This is a genomic window from Microbispora bryophytorum, from assembly GCF_043197435.1.
Classification (GTDB): domain Bacteria; phylum Actinomycetota; class Actinomycetes; order Streptosporangiales; family Streptosporangiaceae; genus Microbispora; species Microbispora bryophytorum.
On record NZ_JBICTF010000001.1, the window covers coordinates 806,782 to 822,689 of the forward strand.

Here is a 15,908-nt window from a genome sequence, read left to right on the forward strand (position 1 = left end):
ATCACAGCTTGTGCACCTCGGCGTCGCCCGATCCGGTCCTGACCGTGATCGCGTTCGGCGCCGAGGCGTCGCCCGCCACCTCGACCGTGCGGTCGCCGCTCCCCGACGACACGTTGACCTTGTAGGTGCCGTTAGGCACCCAGAGCCGGCCGTCGCCCGATCCGGTCACGGCCTGCACGTCCGCGGGGACGGCCGAGAACCTGAGTGTGATGTCCCCCGAGCCCGTCCGGGTGTTGACCTGCGCGGCGGCGAGGCCCCGCGCCTCGACGTCGCCCGAGCCGGTGGAGGCGTTCACCTGGCCGGTCAGGTCGCGCAGCGTGATGTCTCCCGACCCACTGTCGATCTTCATGGTGAGACCGCGCGGCACCTCCACCTCGTAGTCCACCGAGCAGTTGTCGCACTTGTACTTCAGCGTGAGCGTGTCCCCGTCGACGGAATGGCCGTCCGCGGGCTTGTCCCCGCGCCAGTGCAGGGTCTCGGTGACGTGGACGCCGGACCTGTCGCCCTCGCGCACCACGACGTCGCCCGAGCCGGTGCGGGCGTCGAGGACGGCCACCTTGTCCGTCACGTCGTAGGACTCCACGGCCTGCTGCTCGCCGAAGCCAAATGGCACGTCGCATGCCGTCGCGACGAGGCTCATTCCCAGGACGGCCCCCGCAATGGCCATCGTCTTGTGTCTCATGTCCTCGATCTTCGGCCATGCGTGCGGCGTCTCCCATCGGGGAATCCCCGGACCATCCCCTGAGGAACCCCTTGCGTTGACCCTCAGCCGTCTCCTGAAGTAGCGTCGATTCCATCATTCAGAACTATTTTTCCGGAAGGTGGAAAATGACGGAAGGCGTCGAGATCACAGGCCCCCTGCTGGACCGGTTCGACGAGATCCTCACTCCCGAGGCCCTCGGCTTCGTGGCCACCTTGCAGCGCGAGTTCGACCCCAGGCGCAGGGAGCTGCTCGCCGCGCGTCAGGCGCGGCAGGAGGAGCTGTCCGCGGGCGGCACGCTCGATTTCCTTCCCGGGACCGCCCATGTCCGCGAGTCCGAGTGGCGGGTCGCCCCGCCCGCTCCGGGGCTGGAGGACCGCCGGGTCGAGATCACCGGGCCGGTCGACCGCAAGATGACGATCAACGCGCTCAACTCCGGCGCCAAGGTCTGGCTGGCCGACTTCGAGGACGCCAACTCCCCGACCTGGGAGAACACGATCAACGGGCAGCTCAACCTGCGCGACGCCCTCGACCGCACGATCGACTTCGAGTCGGGCGGCAAGACGTACGCGCTGCGCCCGGACGGGGAGCTGGCCACGGTCGTGGTCCGCCCGCGCGGCTGGCACCTGCCGGAAAAGCACGTCCTGGTGGACGGCGCGCGGATGTCCGGGTCGCTGCTCGACTTCGGCCTCTACTTCTTCCACTGCGCCCAGCGGCAGATCGCCAAGGGCCGCGGGCCGTACTTCTACCTGCCGAAGATGGAGTCGCACCTGGAGGCGCGGCTCTGGAACGACGTGTTCCTCCGGGCCCAGGAGTTGCTCGGCATCCCCCGGGGGACGATCCGGGCGACCGTGCTGATCGAGACCTACCCTGCCGCGTTCGAGATGGAGGAGATCCTCTACGAGCTGCGCGAGCACTCCGCGGGGCTCAACGCCGGCCGCTGGGACTACCTGTTCAGCGTCATCAAGAAGTTCCGGACCCGGGGGCGGGAGTTCCTGCTGCCCGAGCGCAACGCGGTGACGATGACCGCGCCGTTCATGCGGGCCTACACCGAACTGCTCGTGCGCACCTGCCACAAGCGCGGCGCGCACGCGATCGGCGGCATGGCGGCCTTCATCCCCTCCCGCCGCGATCCCGAGGTCAACAAGGTCGCGCTGGAGAAGGTGCGGGCCGACAAGACCCGCGAGTCGGGCGACGGCTTCGACGGCTCGTGGGTGGCCCACCCCGACCTCGTGCCGATCTGCCGCGAGGTGTTCGACGGCGTGCTCGGCGACCGGCCCAACCAGCTCGACCGGCGGCGCGAGGACGTCCACGTCACGGCCGAGGACCTGCTGGCGGTGTCCAAGACCCCCGGCGAGATCACCGAGGCCGGGCTGCGCGGCAACGTGGACGTCGGCCTGCGCTACCTGGCGGCCTGGATGGGCGGCAACGGCGCCGCGGCGATCCACAACCTGATGGAGGACGCCGCGACGGCGGAGATCTCCCGATCGCAGGTCTGGCAGTGGATCCACAACGACATCGCGCTGGCCGACACCGGCGCGGTGGTGACACGGGAGCTCGTCGAGCGGATCATCGAGGAGGAGCTCGCCGGGATCGCCGCCGGGCCGGGCTACGACGAGAAGCTCTACGCGCAGGCAACGGCGCTGTTCAAGGAGGTCGCCCTTGACGACGACTTCGCGGAGTTCCTCACGCTTCCTGCCTACGAGCGGATGCCGTGACGATGTGAGGGGAAACGGGAGCCGATGTCCGAGCTCGAACGGCTGACGGAACGGCTGACGGCCGCGCTCCCGCCGGACGCCGTCCTCACCGATCCCGTACGGCTGCGCACCTACGAGTGCGACGGGCTGACCCACCACCGGGCGACCCCCGGTGTGGTCGTGCTGCCCGAGACGGCCGAGCAGGTCGCCGCGGTGGTGCGGCTGTGCGGCGAGCACGGCGTGCCCTTCGTCGCCCGCGGAGCGGGCACCGGCCTGTCGGGCGGCGCCCTGCCCCGCACGGACGGCGTGCTGATCGTCACCTCCCGCATGCGGCGGATCCTGGAGATCGACATCCCGAACCGCCGGGCCGTGGTCGAGCCCGGGGTGACGAACCTGGCGATCACCGAGGCGGTCCGCGACCGGGGGTACTACTACGCCCCCGACCCCTCCAGCCAGCAGGTCTGCTCGATCGGCGGCAACGTGGCGGAGAACTCGGGCGGCGCGCACTGCCTCAAGTACGGCTTCACGGTCAACCACGTGCTCGCCGCCGAGATCGTCACGCCGGACGGGGAGATCGTGGAGCTGTCCGCTCAGGACCCCGGCTACGACCTGCTCGGCGCGTTCATCGGCTCCGAGGGCACGCTCGGCATCGCCACCAAGATCACCGTACGGCTGTCGCGGGCGCCGGAGGCGGTCACGACCCTGCTCGCCGCCTTCACCGGCATCGAGGCCGGCGGCCGCGCCGTGTCGGCGATCATCGCGGCGGGCGTCGTGCCCGCCGCCATCGAGATGATGGACGCGCTGGCGATCGAGGCGGCCGAGGCCGCCGTGCACTGCCGCTACCCCGCCGGTGCGGGAGCCGTGCTGGTGGTGGAGCTGGACGGCCCGCATGCCGAGGTGGAGCACCAGTTCACGGCCGTGGAGCGCATCTGCCGCGACAACGGCGCCTTCGAGATCCGGGTGGCCGCCTCCGCGGAGGAGCGGGCGGCCATCTGGAAGGGCCGCAAGTCGGCGTTCGCGGCGGTGGGCCGGATCAGCCCGGCGTACATCGTGCAGGACGGCGTGGTGCCGCGGACCGCGCTGCCGCGTGTGCTCGCGGGGATCGACCTCTTGCAGGAGGAGTACGGCATCCGCGTGGCCAACGTCTTCCACGCGGGCGACGGCAACCTCCACCCCCTCGTGCTGTTCGACGACTCGGTGCCCGGCGAGGCCGAGCGCGCCGAGGCAGTCAGCGGGCGCATCCTCGACCTGTGCGTCGAGCACGGCGGGTCGATCACCGGGGAGCACGGCGTCGGCGTGGACAAGGCCCGCTACATGCCCCGGATGTTCACCGAGGACGACCTCGACACCATGCAACTCGTGCGGTGCGCGTTCGATCCCCGGGGGCTGGCCAACCCGGGCAAGGTCTTCCCCACCCCCCGCCTGTGCGGCGAGGTGCCGGGAGTGCGCAGGGGCGCCCATCCCCTGGTCGAGGCCGGTCTCGCGGAGCAGTTCTGATGGCCGCGCGGGACGTCGGGGACGCTCTGGAGGCGGCCGGTGTGGCCGTGCGCGCGGCCGGCGACGGGGACGAGGTCGCGGGCGTGCGGCCGCGCTGGGTGGCGCTGCCCGAGTCGGCCGAGGAGATCGCGGCCGTGATGCGGGTGTGCGCGGCGCACGACCTGGCCGCCGTCGCGACGGGCGGCGGGACCAAGCTGCACTGGGGCGCACCGCCCGACCGCTGCGACGTGCTCGTCGACCTGTGCTGCATGAACCGGCCGCCGGAGCACGCGGCGGGCGACCTGGTCGTCCGGGCGCAGGCCGGGGTGACCGTGGAGGCGCTGGCGCGCGCTCTGGCCGAGGGAGGTCAGGAGCTCGCGCTCGACGTGCCGGTGCCGGGCACGACGGTCGGCGGGCTGCTGGCCACCGGCATCGCCGGGCCGCGCAGGTTCCGCCACGGCACGGCCCGCGACCTGCTCATCGGCGTCACGGTCGTGCTCGCCGACGGCACGATCGCCAAGTCGGGCGGGAAGGTCGTCAAGAACGTCGCCGGATATGACCTCGGCAAGCTGTTCACCGGCTCGTACGGCACGCTCGGGATCATCGCGGACGCGACGTTCCGCCTCCATCCCCTGCCCGCCGCCCGCGCCTGGGTGACGGCGACCGTCGAGCGTCCGGTGACCGAGACCGTCGAGCCCTACGTGTACGAGGGCAGGACGCTGGACACCACCTCCACGGACGTCGCGGCGTCCCTGAGTGCGGTGATCCCGGCCGTCACCGAGTCGCCGTTGGAGCCGAGCGCCGTGGAGATGGACTGGCCCGACGCGGAGGGGCCCTGCACGGTCGCGGTCCTGGTCGAGGGCGCCGCCGCGGCCGAGCGCGCTAAGGCCCTGTGCGCCCTCATCGGCGGCGCGCTGAGCGACGCGCAGGTGACCGAGGAGCCGCCGCCGTGGTGGGGACGCCTGCCCGAGCCCCCGGCACCGGACGGGCCGCCCGGCCCCCTGGGCGAGGGCGACGGCGGGGAGATCCTGCTGGAGGTCAGGAACATCCCCTCCCGCCTGGCCGGCAGCTTCGTCGGTCCCTTGACGGCGGCCCGTGAGGCGGGCGTGCGCGCGGCGGTGCGCGGCTCCCTGGCCTCGCACGTCTTCCACGTCGCCCTGCCGCCGGACACCGAGCCCCGCCGGGTCGCCGCCTTCACGGGCGGGCTGCGGGCCCACATGGAGACGGACGGTGACGGCCGGGTGGTCGTGCTCGCCGCGCCCCAGGAGGCCGCACGCCGCCTCGACCGGTGGGGACACGTCGGCGCGCTGCCGCTGATGCGCCGGGTCAAGGAGCGGTTCGACCCCGATCGCCGGCTGTCCCCCGGCCGCTTCCTGGGAGGCATCTGATGGACCCCGAGCTGATCAAGGACTGCGTGCACTGCGGGTTCTGCCTGCCCACCTGCCCGACGTACGTGCTGTGGGGCGAGGAGATGGACTCCCCGCGCGGGCGCATCCACCTCATGGGCCAGCACGTCGAGGGCACGCCGCTCACCGACGCGATGGCCGGCCACTTCGACGCCTGCCTGGGCTGCATGGCGTGTGTCACCGCGTGCCCGTCGGGCGTGCGGTACGACCGCCTGATCGAGCAGACCCGCGCGGTCGTTGAGCGCGAGCACGTGCGCCGCCCGGACGAGCGCGCGATCCGGGCGCTGGTGTTCGCGCTGTTCCCCTACCGGCGCAGGCTGCGGGCGATGCGACTGCCCATGCGGCTGAGCAGGCGCCTGCAGCCGTTCCTGGAGCAGGTGCACCCCTCTCTCGGCGCGATGGCCGAACTGGCGCCCGACGCCCCCCGGCCCGTACGGCTGCCGCCGCTGGTGCGGGCGCGGCGACGCCGCAGGGCGCGCGTCGGGCTGCTCACCGGCTGCGTGCAGGGTGAGTTCTTCCCGCAGGTCAACGCGGCGACGGCCCGGGTGCTCGCGCTGGAGGGCTGCGACGTGGTGATCCCGCCCCGGCAGGGCTGCTGCGGGGCGCTGTCGCTGCACTCGGGCCGCGAGGCCGAGGCGCGCAGGTTCGCCCGCCGCACGATCGCCGTCTTCGAGCGGGCCGGGGTGGACGCCGTGGTGGTGAACGCGGCGGGCTGCGGATCGAGCATGAAGGACTACGCGGAGGTGCTGGCCGACGAGCCTGGCTGGGCGGCCCGCGCGCGGGCGCTGCGGACCCGCGACCTCGCGGAGTTCCTGATCGAGCTGGGACCTGTCGCCGGGCGCCACCCGCTGCCGGTCACGATCGCCTACCACGACGCCTGCCACCTGGCCCACGCCCAGGGAGTGCGCGCCCAGCCGCGCGAGCTGCTGCGCGCGATCCCGGGGCTGGAGCTGCGGGAGATCGGGGAGTCCGCCGTCTGCTGTGGGTCCGCGGGCACCTACAACCTCTTCCAGCCCGAGGCGGCCCGGCAGCTGGGCGACCGCAAGGCCGAGCGCGTGCTCGCCGCCGGCGCCGACCTGCTGGTGTCGGCCAACCCGGGGTGCACGATGCAGATCGCGGCCTCCGTCCGCAGGGCGGGCAAAGGGGAGATCCGGGTCGCGCACACGGCCGAGGTGCTCGACGCCTCGCTGCGAGGGCTGGGGAGTGTCTGAGGCGCCGCCTGGGCCACGCGCAGCAGGACTTGATTTGTCAGACACGACCGAGAACCCGGCATGCTGGGACGGTCCCCGCATTGCGGATGACACCGCCAAAGAGGAGGCCGCGGTGAGCGTGCAGAGCGTCGACCGGGCGCTGGACGTGCTCGAGGCACTGTCCGAGCAGGGCGGCCAGGCCGGTCTGTCGGAGATCGCCGCCATGACCGGCCTGCCGTACGGGACGATCCACCGGCTGTTACAGACGCTGCTGGCCCGGGGGTACGTACGGCAGGAGTCCGACCGGCGTTACGCCCTCGGCGGCGCGCTCGTGCGGATCGGCGGCGCGGCCGAGCGGATGCTCGCGGTCTGGGCCGAGCCCTACCTCGCGAGGCTCGTGGAGCTGTCCGGTGAGACCGCCAACCTCGCCGTGCTGGAGGGCGACTACGTCGTCTATGTGGCGCAGGTGCCCTCGCCGCGCAGGCTGCGGATGTTCGCCGAGGTGGGCCGCCGGGTGCTGCCGCACAGCACGGCCGTCGGCAAGGCCCTGCTGGCCGGGCGGGACGACGCGGAGGCGGTGTTCCGGCGCACCGGGCTGCCCCGCCGTACGGACCGGACGATCACTGCGGTCGGCGAGCTGCTGGAGGAGCTCGGCCGGGTGCGCGCCCGGGGGTACGCGCTCGACCTGGGCGAGGAGGAGAGCGGAGTGCACTGCATGGCCGTGCCGGTCCACGACGGCGGGCGGACCTTCGCGGCGATGTCGGTGTCCGGACCGGCCGAGCGCATCGACGCGGTCGACCGCGAGGAGCTCGCCGCGATGCTGCGCAAGGTGGCCGAGGACTTCGGCGCCGCCGTCTTCCACTCCTGACCGCGCCGCGGATCGGCCAGTATGGGGTCATGTGCCGAAGCATCAAGACCCTGCGCCCGCCGTTCACCGACGAGGTGACCGAGGAGGACATCCGGGCGGCGGCCCTGCAGTATGTCCGCAAGATCTCCGGCTTCCGCGCGCCCGCCGCGCACAACGCGGAGGCGTTCGACCGCGCGGTCGAGGAGATCGCGCAGGCCAGCACGGCGCTGCTGGCCTCTCTCCAGGTGCGCGGCCCGGCGACCAGGTAACGCCCGGGGTGTCCCCGGCGGACGGCGGCTACGGCGCGAAGGTCCCCACCGCCCGGCAAGCCGCCCTCGCGATCGCTGCCCGCCGGGCTACAGCACGGAGGTCCCCACCGCCCCGCAAGCCGCCCTCGCGATCGCTGCCCGCGACCGCGCCCGCCTCGCCCGCGCAGGGGTGCGCGCAGGGGTGATTGCCTGCCCTGACTGGGACGCTTTGTCTCAGACGGGAAGCGTGTCACGATTGATGATCACATCGGCTTTCGAGGGAAAGGGGGCGGACCGATGCCACCTGCGATCGTCGGGCATGAAGGTCCCCTTGCCGGTCAGCGTTTCCCGATCGACGACAAGCCGATCACCTTCGGTCGCAGAGGCGACAACAGTGTGGTGATCACGAGTGAGAGGGCCTCGCGCTTCCACGCGGAGGTGCGCCGCGAGGCCGAGGGCTACGTGCTCCTCGACCGGGGCAGCAGCAACGGGACGCTGGTCAACGGCACGCGTGTCACCACGCATGTGCTCCGGCCCGGCGACACGATCACCATCGGAGGGGAGACGTTCCGCTTCGAGGCGTTCGACGACTCCGAGACGATCGTGAACACCTCCCTGATGCAGCACTTCCGCCCGTCGGTTCCGGACATCGAACCGGAGCAGGTCCTGCACGTCACCGTCTCCGGCGGCGGGCCCGTCGGGCTGGCCTTCGCCCTGCTCCTCGACCACCTCATGGGGCAACGGGTCACCATCACGATCTACGACGGCCGCTGGACCGAGGACGGGTCGCGGATCGTGTGGAAAAACGCGGCGCAGGGCAACAACCGGCGGCAGCAGGTCGTGACGGTGCAGAGCCGCCAGTATCTGAACCTCCCGGAGGACGTCCAGTCGCGGCTGTTCACCGAGGGGTCCTACAGCGAGATGTGGCCGGCCGGTCCGGACTCGATCCGCGGCTACGGCCCGCGGAACATCCGAATCGCCTACATCGAGGACACCCTGCTGGAGATGGCGAACGAGAGGTCCGCCCGCATCCGCCTGGTGCCCGAGAGATTCGACGCCGCGGAGCGCCAGGACGCCGTGGCCAAGGAGCACGTGCTGGCCATCTGCGAGGGAGGGCGCTCGCGGACCCGCGAGCACTTCACCGACAGGTTCGGCCGGGCCGACGACTCGATCTTCTCGCTCGACGGCCGGCACGTGCAGGACGTGGTGCTGGGGCTGCGGGTGAAGTCCAGCCTGCCTGACCCGGCGATCGTGCTGCTGACCGTGGCGCAGAACCGCTTCCTCCTGAATTCCCTGCGCGGCGAGGGCTTCCTCAACATGCGGCTCACCGACGACGAGGCCGCGGAGGTCGTCGGCATCGACCCCGTCCGGCACGTGTTCGAGGAGTGCGTCGCCTCCAGTCCCTGCCTGATGGAGCGCACCGAGGACGGGGACTTCCACTGCTCAACCCACCACACGCTGTTCCTGCCCGCCCTGATCAGGGGTTCGGCACTGTGGAGGAGGGCTAAGGAAGGGCTCGCGCTCTTCGGCGTCGCCGACGGCGACGTGAGCGCGGTCACCGCCTTCCGGCTGGACATGGTGCAGCGGCCGCGGTTCACCGCCCGGTTGTACTCCCCCACCTCGACCACCCCGGGGACGTACGGGTTCCTCCTGGGCGACGCGGCCAACGCGATCCACTTCTGGCCGGGGCGGGGCCTCAACAGCGGGCTGGCGTCGGCCATCTCGCTGGCCCGGTCGCTCAACCGCAATTGGCGCGGCAGGCCGTTGCGCGACGCCGACTTCGTACGGCACGAGGCGGCGATGTCGATGCTGCAGTATCGGCACAAGAGCCGCGCGTGGAACGCCATGGTGACCGTCGACGATCAGGGAGTCACCCGGGCGATCAAGGACACGATCGTCCAGGGCATCGAGGAGGGCCACGCCGCCCCGGACCGGGAAGCGGACGTCGACGCCTTGATGGAGCGCCTGCGGCAGATCCGCGACCGCCTGTCACCACGTGTTCCCGGCATGCCCGACGACGCGACCCTCATCCGGCACCTGCACGAACTGCGGAGCGAGACGCTGCGCACCCTGCTGGCGAGCGGAGCCTGGGAGACGCTGACGGTCGGCGGCGAGGAGGTCGACATCGACATCTTCGACCAGCCGGTCTCCGCGGCGTCCCCTGTGGCGTCCCCCGTGGCATCCCCCGCGGAGGGGGCACTCGTCGCGCGGCAGGCGGACGGGCAGACCATGCCGCCCGGCGGCACGCCCTCCGGCTGACGCCGCTCCGGCGAACCACGGAACCGGCCCGGGCCGTCCGGCGGAGTAGAGGCGAGGGGCGCGACGGCGCCCCCGGAAGGATAGCCTCTATGAACGGACAAAACGGGTGGTGAGGACGGTTTTCGGCGACTTACGCCTCCCCTCGGTCGCCCCGGCTCACGAACCCGGCGGCTCCCGCGACGGTACCGAACCAGCCTCCGGGGCCCGAACCGTGCCGTATGGCACCGGGCCGTACCGGGCCGCACCGGACGGCGCCGAGCGATACGACGCCGGACCGGACGACGCCGAGCCGAGCGACGCCGTGTTGATCGAGGCGTCGCTGACCGCGCCCGAGCGCTTCGCCGGCGTCTTCGACCGGCACGCGGACGAGATCCACGCCTACGCCGGCCGCCGCCTCGGGCCCGAGCACGCCGACGACGTGACGGCGGAGACGTTCCTCGTGGCGTTCCGCAAGCGGCACCGCTACGACACCTCGCGGCCGGACGCCCGGCCCTGGCTGTACGGCATCGCCGGCAACCTCATCTCCGGGCACCGCCGGTCGGAGGTGCGCCGGCTGCGGGCGCTCGCCCGTACGCCGCGCGACGTCGATGAGCGCGGCCTGCACGAGGAGGAGCGCGGAGCGGAGCGGGCGAGCGCCGCCGCCCTGCGGCCTGTCCTCGCCGCCGCGCTGGCCAGGCTGTCAGCCGCCGAACGCGAGCTGCTCCTGCTGGTCGCCTGGGCCGACCTCTCCTATGAGGAGGCGGCCGAGGCGCTGAAGATCCCCATCGGCACCGTCCGCTCGCGCCTGCACCGCGTGCGCGCGAAGCTGCGCCGCCATCTCGACCTTCCCAAGGAGAACGTGTGATGACCGACGAGATCGACCTGGTGGCGCGGGAACGGCCCGACGTCGCCCCCTACTCCCTGGCGGCCAAGGCGGCCGCACGACGGCGGCTGACCGACCCGGCGAAGCGTCCCGCCCGCCCGCGCCCGCGGCCGTACCTGCTGCTCGCGGGCGGGACGGCGCTGCTCGCCGCGGCGGGGGCCGCGGCCGTCACCACCATTCTGACGGGACCGCAGACACCGGCGGGGCCGCAGACCCGGCCGGTGGCGGTGAGCGCGGGGGTCGTGAGGCTGCCCAAGGTGTCGAACATGTCGGCCGAGGAGGTGCTCGGCAAGGCGGCCCGCGCGGTGACCGACCTGTCCCCGCGCGACGACCAGTTCGTCACGGTGAGCTCCCAGACGATGTACGAGGCCACCGTGGTCGGCGAGGACAAGAAGGAGTCCCGCTATCTCTACCGGACGAAGCGGACGATCTGGCTGTCGGCAGATGGCACGAAGGACGGTGCGCTGAAGGTCGAGAACCTGGAACCTCGCGCCTACCCCGGCTGGCCGATCCCGCCGGAGGCCTACCGGGAGAAGGGCACCGAGTGGATGCGGCTCCCGGCCTGTAACAGCGTGCGGGACACCGCCTACACGAGCCTGAGGAAGCTGCCCGCCGACCCGGAGAAGATGCGCGCCTACCTGTACGACCGGCCGCGCGGCGACACCCCGCCCGACACGGGGGCGTGGACGGCCGTCGGCGACCTGCTGCGGGAGACGTACGTGCCCGCGCCCCAGCGCGCGGCGCTGTTCAAGGCCGCCGCCACGATCCCCGGGGTCACGGTCAACGAGAGCGCCGAGGACGCCGCCGGACGGACCGGCATCGGCGTCGGCCGGGTCTCCGGCGGGGTGCGCGCGGAGATCATCTTCGACCCCTCCACCTACGAGCTGCTCGGGGAGCGCGGCATCGTCGTAGACGAGAAGGAGGCGAAGGCGCCCACCGGCAGCCTGGTGGCCTCGACCGCCCAGTTGGAGGTCACGGTCGACGACACCGCGCCGAAGGTGGACGACCCCCACGCCGGCTGCCTCTGATCGGCCGCCCGGAAGGTCGCCGGGAAGGTCGCCCGTAAGTGCGCGCACCCGCATGACCTGCTCGCCGGATGACGCGGGATGACGCCGGGCGCTGCCGGAGCGATCTGCCCTAAGATCGTCCATCCTGTCAGAGAAGGGGCGCAGGATGTTCCGGCAGCATGTGGGGCCGATCGTGGCCGGGGTCTATCTGGCGGCCGCGGCCGTCGCGGGCGTGCTCGCGGCCGTCACTGGGGACCTCGGTCCCCTCTGGACCGTCGTCCTGTGGCACGCCCCCGGCGAGAACGCCTTCACGGAACCGTCCACGGCCACCGTGCTGGCCGCGGTGGGCCTGTTCGCGATCCTCGCGCTGAAGACCTGGATGCTCCGGCAGGTCCTGGCCTTCCCCTCACGCGCGGCTCCGCCGGGCGGAGCGCGGGTCGGCGCGCGGGTCCTCTGGGCGCGGCGCGCGCTCTACCTGGCCGTCGCCTTCCACGTGGCCGGTCGGCTGCCCGCCGCGCTGCTGCCCGGCGACCTCGCCGTCGTCCTCGCCCTGCTCCTCTGGAGTGCGCAGACCGCGTCGTTCGCCCTGGTCCTGTCCGGGCGCCGGATGCGGATGTGCGTCCTCGCCGCCGCCCTGGCGGCGTCGGCGGCCACCGCGGCGACCGCGTTCTACGGCGAGATTCACCCGCTGCCGCCGCCCACGTTCTTCTACGTCCTCTGGGTGTCCGTGCTGGGCTGGCAGGTGCTCGTCCTCGCCGGTCAGCGCCGTGACGGCCGCTGGAGCCGCGCGACGCTCAGAGCCGGCCTGGTCGCCGCCTGTCTCACCCTGGTGAGCCCCTACCCGGGAGCGGGCCTGGAATGGGTGCTCGGCCGGTCACCGGAGCTGCCGGCAGAGGGGCTCGTCGTCTTCCTCGTGGTGTGGCTCGCCCGCTCGGCCCACGAACTCGCCGGCCCGGGCGCCGTGCCGGAGGAGCTCGGGCCGCCCCGGCGCCTGCCCCGGCCGGTCCGGCTGGCGGTCGTCCTGCTGCCGTTCCTCGCACTCGTCGCGCCGGAGGCGGCGCCCCCGCCCGCCGCGTACAGCTGGCAGCCCGAGCCGCCGCGTACGGCGAACGGGCAGGCCGCCGAGACGGAGGACTACGAGGACTACGTCGCGGAGGCCAACGCCCGCTGCCGGGACCCCTGGCCGCGACTGCGGGCCCGGCGGCAGGGCACGGCCGCGTACTTCCTGTTCGAGGGCGGAGGCTACGGCGTGTACGACCCGGACGACACCAGCGAGGGCGAGGACGTCTTCGGCGCGGCGGTAGAAGACGGATTCGTCGCCGCCGGGGGTGGCACAGCGGCCGTGATGACGTACGGCGAGAACGAGCCGATATGCCTGACGGTGAAGGCGTTCGGCTCCGCTCCCCCGCTGCGGCTGAAGGGGTGGGAGCAGGTGGCCGAGGTCGGCGTGGTCAGCCGCAGCGGCCGCCTGGAGGTGCCCTCCTACGCCGACGGCGGCGAGGAGGGCGCCGCGGCGCGGCTGCCGAACCTGGCCGTGCGAGGCCCCGGACGCTACCGGATGCGGGTCTACGCCCGGGGCATCGAGGGGACCGTGGAGGAGCACCTGGTCGTCGTGTTCCCCGGCCGGTCGGTCAAGAAGGTCGTCCACCGGTGAACCGGGCGGCCTAGGTCCTGGCGCCGTGGCGATAGCGCGATCACACTGTGACAATGCCGGACATCACCCAGCGCACCCGGTCCTTCGTCGTCCCCTGGCCGGTGGTCCTGATGGCTGGTCTGGTAGTCGCTCTGCTGCTGGCGTTCTCAGGCGCCTACGGCTTCCTGGGCGACGAGATGTACTTCGTCGTGGCGGGCCGGCATCCCGCCTTCGGCTACGTCGACCAGCCGCCGCTGACCCCGTTGCTCTCCGCCGCCTCGGTGGGCCTGCTGGGCGTCTCGCCGACCGCGGTCCGGGTGCTGCCGGCCGTGGAGGCGGCGCTCGTCGTCGTCCTCGTCGCGCTCATCTCACGCGACCTCGGCGGGTCTCGGCGGGCGCAGTTCCTGGCGGCCGTCACGGCCGCCGTCTCCGGCTATCTCGCCGCCGGCCACATGGACACCACCACAGGTCTCGACCTGCTCGCCTGGGCGCTCATCCTGTGGCTGGCGGTCCGGCTTCTCGCCGGCGCCGACCGGCGCCTGTGGCCGGCCGTGGGCCTGACCGCCGGAATAGGGCTGCAGAACAAGGACACCCTGCTGTTCCTGGCCGCGGGGCTGGCGCTGGGCCTTCTCGCCGCCCGGCGCTGGGACGTCGTCCGTTCACCGTGGCCGTGGGCGGCCATCGGGATCGCTCTCCTGCTCTGGGCGCCGAACCTCGTCTGGCAGGCGACGAACGGCTGGCCCCAGCTCACCATGGCCTCGCGCATCGCCGGGTACGCGGCGGACAACCGCGCCCAGACCGTGCCGCTGCTCTGGCTCTTCACCGGTCCGATCCTGTTCGCCGTGAGCCTCGCCGGAGCGGTCTGGCTCCTGCGTTCGAGGAAAGCCGTTCCGTGGCGGGCGATCGGCATCGCGGGCCCCATCGCGCTCGTCCTCGTCGTCGCGACCGGAGGCAAGGCCTACTACGCGATCGGCACCGCAGCCGCGTTCATGGCCGCCGGTTCGATCGTCGTCGACCGCTGGCTCGTACGCGGCCACGCCGGCATCAAGGGGGCGATCTTCACCGTCGCCGCCTTGGTCTCGGGTCTGCTCCTCGCGTACCTGACCCTGCCGGTCCTGCCCGTCGCCACCTATGCCGCCGGCACCCTTCCGGCCACGGTGCCCGACACCGCGAACCAGATCGGCTGGCCGGCGTTCGTCTCCACGGTCAAGGGCGCGGTGGCAGCCCTGCCCCCCGACGAGCGCGCCCGAGCGGTGCTCCTGACCAACGACTACAGCGAGGCGAGCGCACTCGACCTGCTCGGATCGGGGCTGCCCCCCGTCTACTCCGGTCACAACTCGTACTGGTCATGGGGCCCGCCACCGGCTCAACGCACCGTCGTCGTCCACGTCGGCGACTGGCGGCCCACCGACTGGAGCAGGTTCTTCGTCGGCTGCCACGACGTGGCCCGGATCGACAACGGACTGGGCGTTCCGAACGGGGAGCAGGGCAAGGCCGTCTCGGTCTGCACCGGCCTGAAGTCGTCGTGGACCGCGATGTGGCCCGGGCTCCGCACCATCAGCTGACGAATCGCCCGTTCAGGCGCACTGCTCCAGCATGGCCGCCTTGTCGGCGGAGGTCACCGGCAGGTCGTATTTGAGGGCCACCTGGGCGAACCGCACGGCGTAGGAGCAGCGGATGTCGCGGCGGGGCGGCAGCCAGGTGGCCGGGCCCGAGTCGCTCTTGGAGCCGTTGGTGGAGCCGTCCACGGGGATCAGGTTGAGCGGGTCGTTGGCGATCTGCTTGCGCTTGCTCTCGCTCCACCGCGACGCGCCCATCTGCCAGTCGTACGACAGGGGCATGACGTGGTCGATCTGAACCTCCGACGCCTTCGACTTGGTCCAGTCGATCGTCTTGCCCGTGTACGGGTCGTACAGGGTCATGGAGGCGATGACGCAGTTCGACCCGCTTCGATACTTGATGTCGCGGCCGTCCCGCTTGAGCAGGTCGTTGCGGGTGTCGCAACCGTTGCGCCCCCACGGCACGTCGTCCACGCTGTCGGCCCAGGCGTAGCCGAACTCGTCACGGTCGTAGCCGGTCTTCGCCCCCCGGCCCTTCGTCGCCACCTTGTCGATCAGATCGCGGGCCTTAGCCCGGTCCTTGTCCGACGAGATCACCTTCAGGCCGGGGCCGGTGCCGTCGGGGTTGTCGAGCGGGTTGACGCCCCGCCCCGTCTCCGAGTCGCTCTTCGCCCCGCCGTCCTTGCCGGCCGTGGGGTCGCCGTCCAACTCGGGCAGCGGCCCGCAACCCGCCAGTACGGCCACCGCCACCGAGATTCCGGCGATCAATCGGGTACTACGCCCGCCCACTGCCACCCCTAGGTCATGAAATATCCCTCTCAGATATAGCAAAGTGTAAAAAGATGGCAAAGGAGGCGCGCAGGTGAGTCTGGGCATACGACAGGGGCGGGGGGCGCCCCCCCGGGCCCCCCCCCCCCACCCCCCCCCCCCCGGGGCCGGTCAACCGCCCCCGGGGTTAGCAAACGGGGGTGAGGGCGGGGGCCACTACAGCCCCACCCCCATGTTGGGGGGGGCCCACAAAATA

Annotated in this window: 13 protein-coding genes; 11 read left to right on the forward strand and 2 right to left on the reverse strand. The window is 72.3% G+C overall.

Annotation, left to right across the window (positions count from 1 at the left end):
• Position 1: 1 nt before the first annotated feature.
• Positions 2 to 682: a DUF4097 family beta strand repeat-containing protein gene (locus ACGFIB_RS03790; RefSeq protein WP_393368222.1), complete on the reverse strand. Its 681-nt coding sequence runs from the start codon at positions 680 to 682 to the stop codon at positions 2 to 4.
• Between the two features lie 146 nt (positions 683 to 828).
• Here ACGFIB_RS03790 and aceB point away from each other — a divergent pair, with 146 nt between their 5' ends.
• The 11 genes from aceB to ACGFIB_RS03845 all read left to right on the forward strand — a co-directional run bounded on the left by aceB (position 829) and on the right by ACGFIB_RS03845 (position 14,890).
• The gene (gene aceB, locus ACGFIB_RS03795; RefSeq protein WP_393368224.1) at positions 829 to 2,418 is read left to right on the forward strand and encodes a malate synthase A; all 1,590 of its coding nucleotides are present in this window, start codon (positions 829 to 831) and stop codon (positions 2,416 to 2,418) included.
• 24 nt (positions 2,419 to 2,442) lie between these two features.
• Positions 2,443 to 3,894 (forward strand): FAD-linked oxidase C-terminal domain-containing protein, encoded by a 1,452-nt coding sequence (locus ACGFIB_RS03800; RefSeq protein WP_393368226.1) that lies wholly within the window; start codon positions 2,443 to 2,445, stop codon positions 3,892 to 3,894.
• On the forward strand, positions 3,894 to 5,261 hold the full coding sequence (locus ACGFIB_RS03805; RefSeq protein WP_393368228.1) for an FAD-binding oxidoreductase: 1,368 nt from the start codon (positions 3,894 to 3,896) through the stop codon (positions 5,259 to 5,261). The genes ACGFIB_RS03800 and ACGFIB_RS03805 overlap by 1 nt, the downstream gene beginning before the upstream one ends.
• Positions 5,261 to 6,490 carry a (Fe-S)-binding protein gene (locus tag ACGFIB_RS03810; RefSeq protein WP_142568171.1) on the forward strand — a complete coding sequence of 410 codons (1,230 nt, stop codon included), beginning with the start codon at positions 5,261 to 5,263 and terminating at the stop codon, positions 6,488 to 6,490. The genes ACGFIB_RS03805 and ACGFIB_RS03810 overlap by 1 nt, the downstream gene beginning before the upstream one ends.
• 112 nt (positions 6,491 to 6,602) lie before the next feature.
• A complete protein-coding gene (locus ACGFIB_RS03815; RefSeq protein WP_229689958.1) occupies positions 6,603 to 7,337 on the forward strand; it encodes an IclR family transcriptional regulator in 735 nt (244 codons plus the stop codon).
• Between the two features lie 29 nt (positions 7,338 to 7,366).
• Complete coding sequence (locus tag ACGFIB_RS03820; RefSeq protein WP_142568170.1) at positions 7,367 to 7,585, forward strand: DUF2277 domain-containing protein; 219 nt, start codon at positions 7,367 to 7,369, stop codon at positions 7,583 to 7,585.
• A gap of 276 nt (positions 7,586 to 7,861) precedes the next feature.
• Entirely contained in the window at positions 7,862 to 9,823 is a 1,962-nt protein-coding gene (locus tag ACGFIB_RS03825) for an FHA domain-containing protein (protein ID WP_393368231.1), read from the forward strand.
• Between the two features lie 211 nt (positions 9,824 to 10,034).
• Positions 10,035 to 10,667, forward strand: a complete 633-nt coding sequence (locus tag ACGFIB_RS03830; protein ID WP_393368233.1) for an RNA polymerase sigma factor — start codon at positions 10,035 to 10,037, stop codon at positions 10,665 to 10,667.
• Positions 10,667 to 11,713: a CU044_5270 family protein gene (locus tag ACGFIB_RS03835; RefSeq protein ID WP_393368235.1), complete on the forward strand. Its 1,047-nt coding sequence runs from the start codon at positions 10,667 to 10,669 to the stop codon at positions 11,711 to 11,713. Before ACGFIB_RS03830 ends, ACGFIB_RS03835 begins: the two co-directional genes overlap by 1 nt.
• A 145-nt stretch (positions 11,714 to 11,858) precedes the next feature.
• Positions 11,859 to 13,346 (forward strand): hypothetical protein, encoded by a 1,488-nt coding sequence (locus tag ACGFIB_RS03840; protein WP_393368237.1) that lies wholly within the window; start codon positions 11,859 to 11,861, stop codon positions 13,344 to 13,346.
• A gap of 53 nt (positions 13,347 to 13,399) precedes the next feature.
• Positions 13,400 to 14,890, forward strand: coding sequence for an ArnT family glycosyltransferase (locus tag ACGFIB_RS03845; RefSeq protein WP_393368239.1), 1,491 nt, complete (start codon positions 13,400 to 13,402; stop codon positions 14,888 to 14,890).
• A 12-nt stretch (positions 14,891 to 14,902) separates the two neighbouring features.
• On the opposite strand, the gene ACGFIB_RS03850 is transcribed toward ACGFIB_RS03845, so the two are convergent.
• On the reverse strand, positions 14,903 to 15,652 hold the full coding sequence (locus ACGFIB_RS03850; protein ID WP_223852732.1) for an HNH endonuclease family protein: 750 nt from the start codon (positions 15,650 to 15,652) through the stop codon (positions 14,903 to 14,905).
• Positions 15,653 to 15,908 lie beyond the last annotated feature (256 nt).